Raw genomic sequence first — 16,759 nt, 5'->3', positions numbered from 1 at the left:
CAAAAATTATTATTATGAAGAATATTTTCATCAATTATATTACCTGTTTGCTGGTATTAACAGGTTTGCTGCCATCGTGCAAAAAAGAATATACCAGCATGAACGGTTCTACTATCGAAGACCTCACCGGCAACGCTACCAAATTTCAATTGAACAACGTTGTTACAGGAACAGAATCGGGTATGCGTAATGCCACAGATTTTTACCTCGATGCAGCAGGTGTTATTGGGCGTGAAATGTATCGTTTTGCAGGTTCAGAGCCCCGGTATACTTCTGACTTACTTGGTAAAGGCGCACAAACGCTCGATAATAATACTTTTTATTTAACCAATTCGTGGAACGCCCGTTACCGGGTGGTAAAGAATTGTAATATTTTGATAGCTGCAGCCGGTAATTCAACCTTAATTACTGCAGCAGAAAAGAAAGGATATTTAGGCTTTGGCAAAACAATTAAGGCGTATGAGTTATTATTGAATCTCAATGTGACTTATACCAACGGTGTACGGATCCAGGTCGAAGATCCCGATAAGCCGGGTCCTGTAATAGGGTATGCCGAATCGCTCACGGCCATTGCAGCTTTGCTGGATGAAGCCAATACTGATTTAAGCGGCGCCGGTTTTGCCTTTACGCTTTCTTCGGGTTTTGGCAATTTCGGTAGTGTGGGTGGTTTTATTAAATTTAACCGGGCGCTGGCAGCCAGAGTAGCTGTTTACCGTCAGCAATGGTCTTCAGCACTTACCTTATTGAATGAATCTTTTTTTGACCTGAATGGAGGTTTCAGTACCGGGGTGTTTCATGTATATTCAACAGGCCCCAATGATCAGTTGAACCTGGCATTTTTTCCGCAAAACAATAATGGAGAAGTAAGGGTGGCGCATCCGTCGTATGCTGCAGATATAGCTGCAGGCGACGACAGGATCGGGAAAGCTACTTTACGGGATGCCCCTGTTACCAACGATAATTTAACAAGTGATCGCGATGTTTGGGTGTATACTTCCAGCACAGCGCCTATGCCTGTTATTCGCAATGAAGAGCTGATTTTGATTTATGCCGAAGCCAAAATACAAACCAATGCATTTCCCGATGCAATTGTAGCCCTGAACCGAATCAGAACGGGTCATAATCTTCCGGCATATACAGGCGCCATTACACAGGCTGCTTTAATAACTGAAATGCTGAATCAACGACGGTATTCTTTATTTTTTGAAGGTCATCGCTGGGTAGATATGCGGCGGTATAACCGGTTGAATGAGTTGCCGCTTGACCGGCCCGATGACAATGTGTGGGAAAAATTCCCGCTGCCATTAACAGAAAATTGAGATTTATATAAGGTTAACTTTCAATAAGGTTAAAAACAGAGGCGATTATTTTTTAAAAAATCGCCTCTGTTTTATTTTTCCGGCTTTTACCACATTCGCCTATTTTTGCGCTCCCGTCACTGGCGGTATTTCAGCATTTATACAAAAATATTTCAATGGTAGATGTTTTATTAGGCCTTCAATGGGGCGACGAAGGTAAAGGTAAGATCGTGGACTTTTTTGCGCCTGATTATGATGTTATTGCACGTTTTCAGGGAGGGCCCAATGCAGGCCATACTTTATACGTGAACAATAAAAAAGTAGTTCTGCATCAAATTCCTTCGGGCATTTTTCACGAGAATACCGTTAATCTCATAGGAAATGGCGTGGTGCTCGATCCGGTTATTTTAAAAAGAGAATGCGAAACGGTTAAATCGTTTGGTATTGATTACCGGAAAAATTTATTTATTTCAGAAAGAACACATTTGATACTGCCCACACACCGGGCATTGGATAAAGCATCGGAGCTTTCGAAAGGGAACGACAAAATAGGTTCTACATTAAAGGGTATAGGACCTGCGTATATGGATAAAACAGGTCGTAACGGGCTTAGGGTAGGAGATTTGTTAGATAAGAGTTTTACCACCCAATACATCCGTTTACGCCTGAAACACCAGAAATTGCTCGATAGTCTTAACTTTCATGAAGATATTTCGGCCTGGGAAGAAGAGTTCTTTGAAGCGCTCGAGTTTATGAAACAATTCAAGGTTGTAAGTGGTGAATATTTCATAAATGAAAAAATCAGCCAGGGCAAAAAAGTTTTAGCAGAAGGTGCACAGGGAAGTATGCTCGATGTTGATTTCGGAACATTTCCTTTTGTAACTTCATCAAATACTATATCGGCTGGCGTTTGTACCGGTTTAGGCGTGGCCCCGCAAAAAATTCGTGAAGTAATTGGCGTAACCAAAGCTTATTGCACACGTGTTGGAAGCGGTCCTTTTCCTACAGAGTTACACGATGCAACGGGCGAAGAATTACGTCGTATAGGCAACGAATTTGGAGCAACCACCGGCCGTCCAAGACGTTGCGGCTGGATTGACCTGGTAGCCCTGAAATTTGCCTGTATGGTAAACGGTGTTACCAAACTGGTTATGACCAAAGCCGACGTACTGGATGCTTTTGAGGAACTAAATGTGTGTACCTCTTACGTAGTGAATGGTCAGAAAACCGAAGCTGTTCCTTTTCAGATGACTAAAGTGGATATTACACCGGAATGGAAGAGTTTTAAAGGCTGGAAAACGGGAATCGAAACATTTAGGTCGGCCAGTCAGTTACCTGCAGCAATGACAGACTATGTATCATTTATTAATTCATATTTAGGTGTGAATATAAAATATATTTCAAATGGTCCGGGACGCGAACAATTGATAGAAATTCAGTAGTTTTCATATCGGATTTTTGACAGAAAAAATTATTCTAAAAAATTTGGCGAATTAAAAACTTCGCTGAAATTTTACACCTCAATCTTACCAGACAATGGCAGCAAAATCTGACAAGGAAAAAAAGACTGGCGGAAACCCTGCACCAAAGTCTTCTAAGGAAACTCCCAAAAAGGCCTCATCGAAACCTAAGAAAGAAGAAGATGAGGATGATGAAGACATGGAAGATGAAGAGTTAGAAACGCCGAAAGTCGCTAAAAAAGCAGGTAAAGCATCTTCAAAAAAATCCGATGAAGAGGGCGATGACGATGATGACGACGATGCGGATCTTGATGATGAAGTAGATGATTGGGATAAACCCGAAGAGGAAGAAGACTGGGACCCTGACTTTGAAGAATTTGATTTACCCAAATCAAAAGGAAAAAAAGTTAGTGGTGGCAGTAGCGGTGGTGGTAGTGCCGGAAAAAAAGGGAAAGGAGGCGACGACGACGACCTCGGCATCGATGATGAGTTCAAAGATCTCGATCTGTTCAACGATCGTGGATTCGATGACGATGAGGAGGATTTTTAGTGATCACTAATGTAACTGCTCACCCTGTTTCTACAGTGCGCAGACAATTTATATCATTTCCCGTAGCTGATTTTCAGCAAACGAAATTACAAATGTTGAGCTGGGCTAACCGGTTCAACATTTGTTGTTTTCTCGACAACCAGCAATACCATTTGCCGCATCACAGCATCGAATGCATGGTGGCAGCCGGGGCAATTCATACCCTTACCACAACGGCTGGCAATGCATTTGACCAACTATTGCATGTATACGAAGAAAATAAAGACTGGCTTTTTGGTCATTTAAGCTATGACCTGAAAAACGAAACCGAAGGGCTTACCAGTCATAATGCCGATGGCATCGGCTTTCCCGACCTTTGCTTTTTTATTCCAAAAGTTGTTCTGCAGCTAAGCCAGCATGAATTAAGCATCGGCGCTTTTGACGGGCAACAGGAAGCTGTTTTTCATGAAATATGTGCCGCCGAACCGGTAACTGCATCGCCCGCTCAGTTGCTAACACATATCAACAGCCGCATAAGCAGGGACGAATATATTCATACCATACAGCAGTTGCAGCAGCACATTTTGCGCGGCGATTGTTATGAGATCAATTTCTGCCAGGAATTTTATTCCGAAAATGTTTCTATTGATCCGCTGCAGGTTTATTGTTCGCTAAGTAACACATCGCCCAACCCGTTTGCGGCATTTTATAAAACCGGCTACCGGTATCTATTATGCGCCAGCCCCGAACGCTATCTCAAAAAAACAGGCGATAAAATATTTTCCCAGCCCATCAAAGGCACTTCGCAACGGAATCTGTTTGATGTAAATGAAGATGTAAAGAATAAAGAACTTTTGTACTACAGCGCCAAAGACCGCTCAGAAAATGTAATGATCGTTGATCTGGTTCGAAACGATCTTTCGAAAATATGTGAGGAGGCTTCGGTGCAGGTAGATGAATTGTTTGGCATTTACAGCTTTCCCCAGGTGCACCAGATGATTTCTACCATCAGCGGTCAGCTTCGGCCCGATATACATTTTATTGATGCTATAAGAGCTACGTTCCCCATGGGTTCCATGACCGGCGCTCCCAAAAAAAGGGTGCTGCAGCTCATTGAGCAATACGAAAAAACCAAACGCGGTATTTTTTCAGGCGCTTTGGGTTATATAACACCTGAAGGAGACTTCGATTTTAATGTAGTGATCCGAAGCATCATGTACAATGCCCAAAGCAAATACCTGTCGTTTCAGGCCGGCTCGGGCATCACCTTTTACAGCGATCCCGAAAAAGAATATGAAGAGTGTTTATTAAAAGCCGCGGCGATTAAGAAGGTATTAGGGAGTTGATCCGTCGATCCTTCGACTACGCTCAGGATCGATTGTTTTATTCTTCGACTACGCTCAGAATAAATTCGACAAACCTCAAAATAAAAATGCCACCCTTTCGGATGGCATTCAGATAATTATTTTTAGCTGAGCCGAAAAATTATTTTCCTACCGTAGCGCCGCTTAACATCATTTGCACCGATTCGTTGAGGATAATATATTTATTGGCTACAAAAAGCTCCATTTTATCGGTTGGCAACTTCATTTCGTACGCATTATTATTGCTGGCCATAATGGCGTCGAAATCGGGATTATAGCGGTTAAATTCATTCAGGTCCATCATAATGTTTTTGGCAATGGCGGCTGAATAGTACTTACCCGACACTTCGAGGCTTTTGGCATCGTTCATTTCGGCGGTAGATAAACGCCGGTTTAACAGGTAAGTGGCCGTAACACCTATTTGTTCGGTTACTTCGGCCTTGGTTAAGGTGGTAACACTGCCCTGGCCTTCAAAAACATAGTGAGTGCCGATGAATTTCTTCACATGCATACGGGTTTCGGTTGGCAGGTAATACTGAATTTTCCAGAAGTTGCGGCTGCCCTGGCTTTTTTTGATGGCTGCATATACATTGACCGGACCTCCGTTGTAGGCGGCGATAACCAGCAGCCAATCGCCAAATTCCCTGTAAAGATCACGAAGGTACAAGGCGGCTGCCTGTGTGCTCTTGGTATAACTTTTACGTTCGTCGATGGAGCGGTTAACCTTTAGGCCCAGATCACGGGCTGTTTGAGGCATCAGTTGCCAGGGACCAACAGCGCCGGCCCATGAGGTGGCGGTTGATTTCAGCTCTGATTCAATAACGGCGAGGTATTTTAATTCAGAAGGCAAACCATATTTTTTCAGAACGCCATCTATCATATTAAAATACGGTCGTGCCCAGCCCTTCATTTTGCGAAGGTCATCGCCATTTTTTTCCATATAATCCTGCACAAACTGTATGGCGCGGGGATTAAGTCTGATGCCATTAGAGGAGTTATAACCCATTTCAAATGCATGGGTTAAATCGTCTTCCTGGGGATCTGCGGAATCATTGGCTATTTTTCCAGGGAATTCGAATTGTTGCGAAAGAACAATTGTGTTTAGCTTTTTAACCTTTGAGTCGGGGTTAATTGCAATTCCGTGGTCACTACTGTATGCCATGCACAACCAACCCAGACCTAATGAGCTTGCAATAAAAAGTTTTCGTTTCATCATCGTTTTTTAAAACTACTAATGATCGACCCGGCGGTATGGATTCAACGTAACACGTAACACGAACATGGTAACATGTTTGACACAGGATGAAACGGATGATGTTGTTTTCTTAGGATTCTTGGGAGAAACAGTTCCAGATTAAAGGCCGGGGGTCGAAGGGGTTTAGGCTTTTCATTAGCCGGCGTGCCTGAACTGTTGCATCCACTGTTGGGATAGCTGCAGCAAATATAACTCGGAAAATTGGTTTGTCATAATCTGCAGACCATAAGGCATACCATTACTGTGCCAAAAGAGCGGAATTGAGATGGTGGGAATGCCGGTAAGGTTCGAAAAAACTGTAAAAATGTCAGCTAGGTACATCGAAATCGGGTCTTCGGTCTTTTCACCGATCTTAAAGGCCGTGGAAGGGGCGGTGGGCAACAGTACAGCATCGAACTGGCTGAATATCATATTAATCTTATCAACCAGTAACTTACGCACCTGTTGGGCTTTCGTAAAATACGCATCGTAGTAGCCCGCGCTTAAAACGAAGGTTCCCAGCATAATGCGTCTTTTTACTTCCCATCCAAAACCCTCTGACCGGGTGGCACAATAAAAATCTGTTAAAGAAATGTTTTTGCCCGTATTCCGGTGCCCATATTTCACCCCATCGTATCGTGAAAGGTTTGATGAGGCTTCGGCGGTGGTTAATATATAATAGGCGGGAACAATATAATCGAGGTATTCAAAGTCAACTGCTTCAACCGTATGCCCATCGGCTTTCAGCTTTTCGGTAAAACCGAGAATCGATTCGCCAATCTCTTTATCAAGGGCAGGGCTTTCGAGCGCTTCTTTAAAATAGCCTATACGAAGCGGTTTTGCGGGCAATGCGGGTAGATCGCTGTAGGCATCCACTTTTTGAGGAGCACTGGTGCTGTCGAAATCATCAGCGCCGGCAACTACTTCCAGCACAATGGCCACATCGGGCACATTGGCGGCGAAAATGCCTATCTGATCGAATGAAGAGGCGTAAGCGATGAGGCCATAGCGCGAAATTCGGCCATAGGTAGGTTTAAGACCTACCACACCGCAAAAATCGGCCGGCTGGCGTACCGAGCCGCCGGTATCGCTGCCCAGGCTTACCATACATAAGCCAGCCTGCACAGCTACGGCAGAGCCTCCTGAAGATCCACCGGGCACTCTTTGTTCGTCGAGCGCGTTCAATACCTTGCCGAACGATGAATTTTCGTTGGTTGAGCCCATAGCAAATTCATCGCAGTTGGTAGAGCCGATGATAATGGCTTCTTCGGCCAGTAATCTTTCAACGGCCGTTGCATTATATATAGGAGTAAAACCTTTTAAGATTTGTGAAGCGGCCGAAAGCGGATGATCTTTAAAGGCAATCACATCTTTCAGCGCTATTACTACGCCATGCAGTTTGCCTGTGGAATGACCGGCCTTGCGGCGGGCATCCAGATCAGCAGCACGTTGTAAAGCTTCTTCTGAATAAGTATTTATATACGCATTTAAGTTTCTGCGTGCATCGATCTGCTGCAGGTAGTGTTGAACCGCTTCAACACACGTAGTGGTGCCGGTAAGCAGTTCATTTTGATATTGCGCTATTGAGTGATACTTAAACAATGCTTGTTACCGGCTTTGAAATACAAAACGGGTGCAAAATTTTTGTTATGTGAAGGCGATTAGTGGGTCTGAGAAGAAGTCGTAGTTGTAGATTGTTTGTTGTTGGTGTCCTTCTCATTAATACCATCTTCGATTTCCTTCTTCACGTTGTTTTTGGCATCGTTAAATTCTCTGATACCACGGCCGATACCGCGCATGAATTCAGGAATTTTACGTCCACCAAACAGCACCAGCACAGCCAGTACAATCAGCAACCACTCACTACCACCAGGCATTGAGATGAACAACAGGTTATTAATACTCACTAACATGATAAACTTTTTAAATAGTTATAAATGCAAAATTAAGTCCTTTTGCTATGTAAAACGCAGAAATGTGTTGCAAATTACATGATGCCATCGGTACAAATAGCCAATTAGCCGATGCTTAACATACTTAATTAACGAAAAAATCCCGCCTTATGCGGCGGGATTAAATAGTTTTATGTACCAGTGATTATGAAACCACTGCTGTAGGAGTAGTGTTAACGCGCTTTTCTTTGATACGGGCACTTTTACCACTGCGCTCGCGCAGGAAGTAAAGTTTTGCACGGCGAACACGACCTGTTTTATTCAACTCTATCGACTCGATATTGGGTGAATAAATAGGGAATGTTCTTTCAACACCCACACCATCGGAGATCTTACGAACGGTAAAGGTTGCGGTACCGCCCTGGCCCTGGCGTTTGATAACATCACCACGGAAGCTTTGGATACGCTCTTTACCACCTTCGATGATTTTATAGTTCACAGTTATATTGTCACCCGCTTTAAACTTCGGGAACTCTTTTTTTCCTGTCAACTGCTCATGTACAAATTGAACTGCTGCATTCATGACATTCAAATTTTGGGGAGGCAAAGGTAATTAAAAAATCCAATTTCTTACTTTTAATTTCCGAAACCTGCCTGATTACTGCATTTTTTTCTATTTCGCCACATTTACAGCCCGTTTTTCCCTGATCACGGTTACCTTGATCTGGCCGGGATAGGTCATTTCGGTTTGTATTTTCTGGGCTATATCAAATGAAAGCTTGTCTGAATCGGAATCGGTAACTTTTTCAGCTTCAACGATTACACGCAATTCACGACCGGCCTGAATAGCATAGGCTTTTTCAACCCCCTGGTATGCCATGGCCAGGTTTTCGAGCTCTTTAATACGTTGCAGGTATTGTTGCATGATTTCCCTGCGTGCTCCCGGGCGGGCGCCGCTGATGGCGTCGCAGGCCTGCACAATGGGGGAGATCACATACTGCATTTCCATTTCGTCGTGGTGGGCGCCGATGGCGTTTATCACAGCCGGGTTTTCGCCATATTTTTCGGCCAGCTTGGCTCCCAGCAGGGCGTGGCTCAGTTCAGATTCCTCGTCGGGCACCTTACCAATATCGTGCAGTAAACCGGCGCGTTTGGCCAGTTTGGGGTTCAAACCAAGTTCTGCAGCCATTACACCGCACAGGTTGGCAACCTCGCGGCTGTGCATGAGCAGGTTTTGACCATACGATGAGCGGAAACGCATTTTACCAACGATACGAACCAGCTCTTTATGTAATCCGTGAATACCCAGTTCAATAACTGTACGTTCACCTATTTCTATTACCTGTTCTTCGATCTGACGGCGGGTTTTTTCAACCACTTCCTCAATACGTGCCGGGTGAATACGTCCGTCGGCCACCAGTCGTTGCAAACTTAAGCGGGCGATTTCGCGGCGAAGGGGATCGAAAGATGAAAGAATGATAGCCTCAGGGGTATCATCTACGATAAGATCAACACCGGTAGCGGCTTCAATGGCCCTGATGTTACGGCCTTCGCGACCAATGATCTGACCTTTTATTTCATCGCTTTCGAGGTTAAATACTGTGATTGAATTTTCGATGGCCTGTTCGGCAGCAGTGCGTTGAATGGTTTGGATGATGATCTTACGGGCTTCCTTATTTGCTTTTTGACGGGCGTCGTCAACGATTTCCTGCTGCAGGGCAAGTGCCTGGGTGTGGGCTTCCTGTTTAAGACTTTCAACCAGTTGCTTTTTCGCTTCTTCGGCTGTTAAACCAGCAATTTTTTCCAACCGGCGGATGTGCTCTTCCTGATGCTTTTCGAGTTCGGTGCGTTTGAGGTTTACAACTTCTATCTGCCGGTTCAGGTTTTCTTTAATGGCTTCGTTTTCTTTAACCTGTTTTTCGAGCTGATCCATTTTTGAATTAATGGATTGTTCTTTTTGTCGTACCCTGTTTTCGGTTTCACTTAATTTACGGTTGCGGTCTAATACCTCTTTGTCGTGCTCGGCGCGCAGTGCCAGAAATTTTTCTTTTGCCTCAAGTTGTTTTTGCTGTTTAATTGTTTCGGCACTGGTTTGTGCATCTGAAACAAGTTTCCGGGCCTGTTTTTCTGCTTCGTCGATTTTTTGCTGTGTGTTCTTGGCAAATATGAATTTGCCGGCAACTATACCGGCCAGTAATGCCACTACCCCTATAATTAAGGTTAAAATGCTCTCCATTGTGTTTTACATGTTTAAAGGTTTCTACATTATCTCTCCCTCTCTATGTTTCGCAAGATTTAGCATAGTGAGATCTGAATGTGCGAAAATACAAAAAAAGAGGCAGTGGTACTTAAAGCATTTTGAAGTTCAGCCGTTTGAAGATTTGAAAATTTGGAAATCTGAGAGAATGATTGTTAAATGGTTGGATGGTTTGCCGGCTGAGGCTTCCAATAGTTTGAATTGTGTTAAAAAGCAGGGAAGGGCTGTTGCCAGTTACCGGTTACCTGGTACCCGGTGACTGGCAACTGGTAACTTCAATCCAGCAACATACGGTCGAGTAACTTTTCTATCGCATGTAATTGGGTCCCGGTTTCATTGTCGACCAGGGGCTGGCTGTCGCCGGCTTTTTGCTGGGTAGCGTACCAAAGTACCACCATGGCCACATAATCCTGCATGTCTTTGCCGGCAAAAGTGGTTTTAAATTCTAAAATTTTATCATTTATCAGCTTTAGTGTTTTACGAACCACTTCTTCGTCGGTTGGAGCAATACGAATGCGGTAGGTTCTGTCGCCGATTAACACATTTATTGGAATTAATTCTTCCATTGCTTGCAATTTTGAAATGCTTGTTCTATTTTTATCCACACACATTACACAAAGGAATATCTCTGGACTTCAAAGGATCGTTTTGGATGGTTTAATTCAAATTTCGTATTCTATGATTACTCACCAAAACCAAACGATTAACATGTTCGCTAAACTTAGGTCGAACGTCTTTATTGACGCGCTGACACTGGAGTTGATTGCGCCATTTCAATCCAGTATCAAAGCCATTTTACGTGACGAAACAGGTTACGAATGCAGCCGCCTCGAAGCAAACATTCCTAATGGTGATAAAACCGTAACCTGGAAAGGCTTAAACGATCTGCCATACGGTGTTTACACCCTGGAACTTTCACAGGGGGAAGATGAAATGAAAATGCGCCTCGTAAAACGTATTTGAACAAAAGCTATTATTCGCTTAATAAGGCAATGCACCGGTCAATTTCCCGGATGTAACGGTTGATTCTTTTTTCCACTTCTTTCTTTTCCGTTTCATTCAGTTGGCCGGTAGCGGTTTGCAGTGCCATCATTTTCATTTCAAGCTCATCAATACGTATTAACCGGGCTTTTTCTTTATCACGCAATATGACCACCTCTTTGTTCAATTGCTCATGCTCCTTTTGCAGCAACTGATAGCGGTGAACCACCTGTTGCAACTTTTCGGTTATGCGTTTTAATTGTTCCTGTAATCCCTCCATTGAACAAATTTTAGCCTGGCTTTACCTACCCTTCACAAACATCATTTTCTGATCTCTGCCTGCAGGGTTGTTTCCAGGGCATTCATAATTTTATTCATCATAGCGTCGATATCTTTATCGGTGGGTGTTTTTTCCTCATCAAGGAAAGTAAAGCTAACCGCGAGCGATTTTTTACCTGCTCCCAGTTTTTCACTTTCAAAAATATCAAACAGCTGTATTGACTGTAATTTGTCGAGTTTTACCTTTTTCACGGTGTTTTCAACGTCGGCAAAGGGAAGGGATTTGGGTACTATCATGGCGAGGTCGCGCCGTACGGGTAACTGCCTGGGCAGTTCTTTTGCTTTTAAAGTGGTAGCGGATATATATTTAAGCAATAATTCGTAGTCGAAATCGGCATAAAACACCGGCTGCTTTATATCAAACCGTTTCAGCTCCTGTTGTTTCACCTGGCCAAACTCAGCTATAACATCCTTATTTATAGTAACCTGTAGCACATTTTCCAGGTTATTGTCGAATACCTTTTCGCCGGCCGGGGTAAAGGCAGCTTTGGAAATGCCAGTCAATTGCAATATTCTTGCCACGATGCCCTTTAAATAAAAGATATCTGCCGCTGTGCCTTTGCCTTTCCAGCTATCTTCCTGTACCTGACCTGTAATATACAAACATAAATGCTCGTGTTCATTATAAACGCCCTGACCTGCGGTACTGTATGTTTTACCAAATTCAAAAAAGCGCAGGTCGTTGTTTTTGCGGTTAAGGTTATGCGCTATTGCCTCCAAACCGGTTTGCAGCATCGAAGGGCGCATGATATTATGATCGGCGCTGAGGTTGTTAAGCAGCTTTACGGCCTGGCGCAGTTCATCATCGCTGAAATATGCGGCGTTGGTAATTGAATTGGTAAAAATTTCATTAAAGCCCAAACCTACAAGGTAGTTGGCCGCTTTTTCGTGGTTAACGTATTTAATGCGGTTGGAATCTACCGAAGGTGAAATGGTGATCGCGGTTGGAATTTCAACATTGTCGAGCCCATCAATACGCATGATCTCTTCAACCACATCGGCCGGTAAATGAATGTCGGGTTTGCTGAAGGGAGCTGCTACCAGTACAGCATCGGCGCTTTCTTTCACGATATCGAAACCAAGCCCGGTGAGAATGGTTTTTACTGTAGCCGCATTATATGTTTTACCGCTCAGCTTATGCAGGAAGCTGTGCTTCAGCAGTACCTGCGATTTTTCGGCCGGTTGAGGATATAAATCTATTATTTCAGAAGTTATTTCGCCGCCCGCCAGTTCTTTGATCAGCAGGGCCGCGCGCTTTAACACATTTACTGTATTGCTGATGTCGATATTCTTTTCATAACGGGTAGCGGCATCGGTACGAAGACCGTGGCGGAACGATGTTTTGCGAATATCTACCGGGTTGAACCAGGCGCTTTCGAGGAAAATGCTTTTAGTAGCATTGGTTACGCCGCTGTGTTGCCCGCCGAATACGCCGGCAATGCTCATCGGTTCGTTGTTGCCGTTGCAGATCATCAGGTCTTCGGCGCTGAGCTTTCTTTCTTTTTCATCGAGCGTAACAAATGGCGTGCCTTCGGGCAGGTTTTTTACCAGCACTTTACCGGCAATGAAACCGGCATCAAAAGCATGCAGGGGCTGACCGGTTTCGTGCAATACAAAATTGGTAATGTCTACAATATTATTAATAGACCGCAGGCCGATGGCGCGTAATTTATCCTGCAACCATTGAGGGCTTTCCTTTACGGTAACATGGCTTATGCTTACACCGCTGTACCGCTGACAGGCTTTTGTATTTTCGATGGTAACGGCAATGGGCAGCGAATAGTTATCTACTTTAAATGCTTCTGTAGCCAGCGCCTTTACCTTTACTTCTTTTTTATCATGGAAAGATAAAAAAGCGCACACATCACGGGCCACTCCGCGATGGCTCATAGCATCCATACGATTGGGGGTAAGACCAATTTCATAAATCCAATCTGAATAAGGTTTAAAATATTCAGCTGCAGGTATGCCCACTTTTACATTGGCAGGCAATACCATAATTCCGGCATGGTCGTCGCTGAGGCCGATCTCATCTTCGGCACAGATCATTCCATGACTTTCAATACCCCGGATTTTGGCCAGTTTCATGGTAAGGGGATCGCCTTTTTTGGGGTAGATGGTTGCACCCACGGTAGCCACCACTACTTTTTGACCTGCAGCCACATTGGGCGCTCCGCAAACTATTTGCAGAGGTTCGCCCGAACCTATATTTACTTTGGTAACAGTTAATTTATCGGCATTAGGATGTTTTTCAGCAGCCAGCACTTCGCCAATTACCAGTCCCTGTAAACCGCCTTTCAGGCTTTCATATTTTTCCAGGCTTTCTACTTCAAGTCCAACCGAGGTCAATAATTTGCTCAGGCGCTCAGGATCAATAGTTACAGGCAGGTAGTCGTGTAGCCAGTTGTACGAAATGGTCATGAATCAGTGTATTGTTTGTTGTTTGTAGTTTGATGTTTGTGGTTTCCCGGCCGGCGTAGCTCCCGTTTATGGTAACTGCCTTGCAGAGATGGCAGCAAAGATAACGGATTGAGGGAAAAGGGAGCAAGACACGAGGCATAAAGGCATAAGGTATAGAGGCACAAGCACATCGACCTTTGTTCGACTTTTCTCCGACCTGAAGTCGGACAAAACCCGGACGAAAGTCGGACAAGACTCGGATAAAATACAAATCTTGTACGAAGCTGCTATGAAGCTGGCCCCTGCTAAAACAGCTATCCATTCTGATCTGTAGTCTATCGCGGGAAGTCAGTTTTTACAAACGATAAAGCAAAACGGGGGTATTTCGGCGGCGCTTAAAATGCGGTGGATGCGACCGGGGCGTTGCTCAACCCGGCCCTGTTTTAACCTGATCACCTCTACTGCGTGCGAAAAACTTATAGCATGTGCCGTAAGCAGATCGTAACATAGCCTTTCATAGTACAGCAGGTGCTGTGCCTCTTCACTATTTTCTTCCGGCATCATCACTTCATAATGCCTGAGCTGGTATACACGCATGGTCGGAATTGAAATTAAAGAATCTAATTTACGGTTAGTCTGTTAATATTTTAACCCGGTAACGATCTTTTTGTTTGACGGCTTAATTTTCGGTTTCCTGTTTTATATATACGCGAAATTTATGCCATGGGTTGAAAAAAATGCTGAAAAGTACGCGCATGGCCCGCTTGAAGGAGGTAATACCCCTGAAACAACCGACGATAGGGGGTTACAGCTATGCTAATACCGGAAAATGCTGTAGTGATAAGCGTTTTCACTAAGTAAATTTCGGAAATTCCCATCCCGCCTGAGTCTTATTTTTTCATGCTTTTCACCAAATATTCTGCCTATAATTCTTTCGCACACAATGTGTGCATTTCGTTTTAACAAGGGTGCCAAACTTTTGTAAATTGTGGATATATGCTGATCAACCTGTGGATAAGCGCCTTATTTTCGTGGATTGATTTGTGGATTACTGTGATTAAATATAGAACGGAAAAAAAAAATTTGGCGCAGTAGAGGGGTATATATTCGCCGTCCTGACCTAAAGGGGTAACATTGCGGTAACAGTGCAATAATATTTTCGTAACATAAACCTTATCTCCTATAACCCTAAGCGTCATTGGTTGGCAGTATTAAGAAGAAGTGGCACCACGCTAAAAAAAGCACTTCAGACCTTGAGAAATCCTGTTTTGTAAAAAACTTTATCAAACCAATGGTTTAATTTTTTGTAGTCGTTAAAGATGGATCTAACTAACCTTAACAAAGACCGGAAAGCACGTCGCCGTAGCTCTATTGATCTGAGTACCATGGTGTACGGCAAAGTTCCGCCCCAGGCTAAAGACCTGGAAGAAGCGGTGCTTGGCGCCATTATGCTCGAAAAATCTGCCTTCGACACGGTCGTGGAGATTTTGAAACCCGAGTGCTTTTACGTAGACGCACACCAGCGTATTTACCGCGCGATGCAAAGCCTGCAGCAAAAAAGCCAGCCGATTGATATTTTGACGGTGGTTGAAGAGCTGCGTAGCAAAGAAGAGCTTGAGATGGTAGGAGGTCCCTACTATGTTACCCGTTTAACCAATTCTGTTGTTTCTTCAGCCAACATTGAGGCGCACTCAAAAATAATTCTTCAAAAATTTATACAGCGCGAACTGATACGTATCAGCGGTGAAATCATCGGCGATGCGTATGAAGACAGCGCCGATGTATTTGACCTGCTCGACGATGCCGAGGCCAAATTGTTTGAAATTACCAATAACCACATGCGCAAGAACTTTGACAGCATTGATACGGTATTGGTTCAAACTGTTCAGCGTATTGAAGACATGCGCCACCGCACCGAAGATATAACCGGGGTGCCCAGTGGCTTTCCTACGCTGGATAAAGTAACCTATGGCTGGCAAAACTCTGACCTTATTATCCTCGCCGCCCGTCCTGCGGTTGGTAAAACGGCCTTTGCGCTGAACCTGGCCCGTAATGCAGCATTGAACAATTCGCGGCCAACGCCTATTGTATTCTTCAGCCTTGAAATGAGCTCGGCACAGCTGGTACAACGTATTTTGAGTGCCGAAAGTGAAATATGGCTCGAGAAGATTTCCCGCGGTAAAATGGAAGATTATGAAATGAAGCAACTGTACGCCAAGGGTATTCAAAAGCTGGCGCAGGCGCCGATTTTTATTGATGATACCGCAGCATTGAATATTTTTGAGCTGCGCGCCAAATGCCGCCGTTTAAAAAATAAACACAACATCGGTTTAATAATCATCGATTACCTGCAGCTGATGAGTGGCGCCGGTAAGAATACGAACCGCGAACAGGAAATCAGCCAGATATCGCGTGGATTGAAACAGCTGGCCAAAGAATTAATGGTGCCCATCATAGCCCTGTCGCAGTTAAGCCGTGCGGTTGAAACGCGTAAAGATGGTAACAAAATGCCACAACTGAGTGACCTTCGCGAATCGGGCGCCATTGAGCAGGATGCCGACATGGTTATGTTCATTTACCGTCCTGAGTATTATGATATCACCAGCAATGAAATGGGTGAAAGCAATAAAGGCGAAACGCACGTGCGCATAGCCAAACACCGTAACGGTTCGCTGGAGACTATTAAGCTGAAGGCCCTGCTGCATATTCAGAAGTTTACCGAGTTTGAAGGCGATGACTTCAGTGGTTTGGGTATGGGTGGCGGAAGCTGGAAGCCGGTGCCTACCGAAGGCGGCGGTGCCGCCGGTGGTGATGGCGCCAAACTATACATACAGGCCGGCAGCAAAATGAACGATATGCCGTTTGGTGATGATGATGAAGCTCCGTTTTAAAAAATAACGAATAACGAATGTAGAATGATGAATATCGAAGTAGAATACTGAGACCAGGCACTTCAACATTCGACATTGAACATTCAACATTCGATATTATAAATCTTTAGGTTG

Annotated in this window: 15 protein-coding genes; 6 read left to right on the top strand and 9 right to left on the bottom strand. The window is 44.2% G+C overall.

Going from position 1 to position 16,759, the window contains the following annotated elements:
• Positions 1-14 precede the first annotated feature (14 nt).
• The 4 genes from AC59IL_RS21620 (at position 15) to AC59IL_RS21605 (ending at position 4,633) form a co-directional block, all read left to right on the top strand.
• Complete coding sequence (locus AC59IL_RS21620) at positions 15-1,319, top strand: RagB/SusD family nutrient uptake outer membrane protein (protein ID WP_496554280.1); 1,305 nt, start codon at positions 15-17, stop codon at positions 1,317-1,319.
• A gap of 155 nt (positions 1,320-1,474) precedes the next feature.
• A complete protein-coding gene (locus tag AC59IL_RS21615) occupies positions 1,475-2,740 on the top strand; it encodes an adenylosuccinate synthase (RefSeq protein ID WP_496554279.1) in 1,266 nt (421 codons plus the stop codon).
• Between the two features lie 94 nt (positions 2,741-2,834).
• Entirely contained in the window at positions 2,835-3,308 is a 474-nt protein-coding gene (locus AC59IL_RS21610) for a hypothetical protein (protein ID WP_496554278.1), read from the top strand.
• A 35-nt stretch (positions 3,309-3,343) separates the two neighbouring features.
• The gene (locus AC59IL_RS21605; protein WP_496554277.1) at positions 3,344-4,633 is read left to right on the top strand and encodes an anthranilate synthase component I family protein; all 1,290 of its coding nucleotides are present in this window, start codon (positions 3,344-3,346) and stop codon (positions 4,631-4,633) included.
• Positions 4,634-4,772: 139 nt separating this feature from the next.
• On the opposite strand, the gene AC59IL_RS21600 is transcribed toward AC59IL_RS21605, so the two are convergent.
• From AC59IL_RS21600 to AC59IL_RS21575, 6 genes are all read right to left on the bottom strand, one after another.
• The gene (locus tag AC59IL_RS21600) at positions 4,773-5,864 is read right to left on the bottom strand and encodes a lytic transglycosylase domain-containing protein (RefSeq protein WP_496554276.1); all 1,092 of its coding nucleotides are present in this window, start codon (positions 5,862-5,864) and stop codon (positions 4,773-4,775) included.
• Between the two features lie 177 nt (positions 5,865-6,041).
• Positions 6,042-7,487, bottom strand: coding sequence for an Asp-tRNA(Asn)/Glu-tRNA(Gln) amidotransferase subunit GatA (gatA, locus tag AC59IL_RS21595; RefSeq protein ID WP_496554275.1), 1,446 nt, complete (start codon positions 7,485-7,487; stop codon positions 6,042-6,044).
• Positions 7,488-7,546: 59 nt separating this feature from the next.
• Positions 7,547-7,798, bottom strand: coding sequence for a Sec-independent protein translocase subunit TatA/TatB (locus AC59IL_RS21590; protein ID WP_496554274.1), 252 nt, complete (start codon positions 7,796-7,798; stop codon positions 7,547-7,549).
• Positions 7,799-7,982: 184 nt separating this feature from the next.
• Positions 7,983-8,360: a 50S ribosomal protein L19 gene (gene rplS, locus AC59IL_RS21585; RefSeq protein WP_496554273.1), complete on the bottom strand. Its 378-nt coding sequence runs from the start codon at positions 8,358-8,360 to the stop codon at positions 7,983-7,985.
• Between the two features lie 90 nt (positions 8,361-8,450).
• Positions 8,451-10,013 (bottom strand): ribonuclease Y, encoded by a 1,563-nt coding sequence (gene rny, locus AC59IL_RS21580; protein ID WP_496554272.1) that lies wholly within the window; start codon positions 10,011-10,013, stop codon positions 8,451-8,453.
• 296 nt (positions 10,014-10,309) lie between these two features.
• Positions 10,310-10,600 carry a cell division protein ZapA gene (locus tag AC59IL_RS21575; protein WP_496554271.1) on the bottom strand — a complete coding sequence of 97 codons (291 nt, stop codon included), beginning with the start codon at positions 10,598-10,600 and terminating at the stop codon, positions 10,310-10,312.
• Between the two features lie 142 nt (positions 10,601-10,742).
• Between AC59IL_RS21575 and AC59IL_RS21570 the strand changes: the two genes are divergently transcribed.
• On the top strand, positions 10,743-10,997 hold the full coding sequence (locus AC59IL_RS21570) for a hypothetical protein (protein ID WP_496554270.1): 255 nt from the start codon (positions 10,743-10,745) through the stop codon (positions 10,995-10,997).
• A 10-nt stretch (positions 10,998-11,007) separates the two neighbouring features.
• Here the strand turns inward: AC59IL_RS21570 and AC59IL_RS21565 are convergent, their stop codons facing one another.
• The 3 genes from AC59IL_RS21565 to AC59IL_RS21555 all read right to left on the bottom strand — a co-directional run bounded on the left by AC59IL_RS21565 (position 11,008) and on the right by AC59IL_RS21555 (position 14,351).
• Entirely contained in the window at positions 11,008-11,295 is a 288-nt protein-coding gene (locus AC59IL_RS21565) for a hypothetical protein (protein WP_496554269.1), read from the bottom strand.
• Positions 11,296-11,336: 41 nt separating this feature from the next.
• Positions 11,337-13,775 carry a phenylalanine--tRNA ligase subunit beta gene (gene pheT, locus AC59IL_RS21560; RefSeq protein WP_496554268.1) on the bottom strand — a complete coding sequence of 813 codons (2,439 nt, stop codon included), beginning with the start codon at positions 13,773-13,775 and terminating at the stop codon, positions 11,337-11,339.
• Positions 13,776-14,102: 327 nt separating this feature from the next.
• The gene (locus tag AC59IL_RS21555) at positions 14,103-14,351 is read right to left on the bottom strand and encodes a hypothetical protein (protein WP_496554267.1); all 249 of its coding nucleotides are present in this window, start codon (positions 14,349-14,351) and stop codon (positions 14,103-14,105) included.
• A gap of 722 nt (positions 14,352-15,073) precedes the next feature.
• Between AC59IL_RS21555 and dnaB the strand changes: the two genes are divergently transcribed.
• Entirely contained in the window at positions 15,074-16,645 is a 1,572-nt protein-coding gene (gene dnaB, locus AC59IL_RS21550; RefSeq protein WP_496554266.1) for a replicative DNA helicase, read from the top strand.
• Positions 16,646-16,759: the final 114 nt, after the last annotated feature.

It is taken from the genome of Niastella sp. sgz303648 (assembly GCF_059587045.1).
This window is presented reverse-complemented; position numbering and strand designations above follow the sequence as displayed.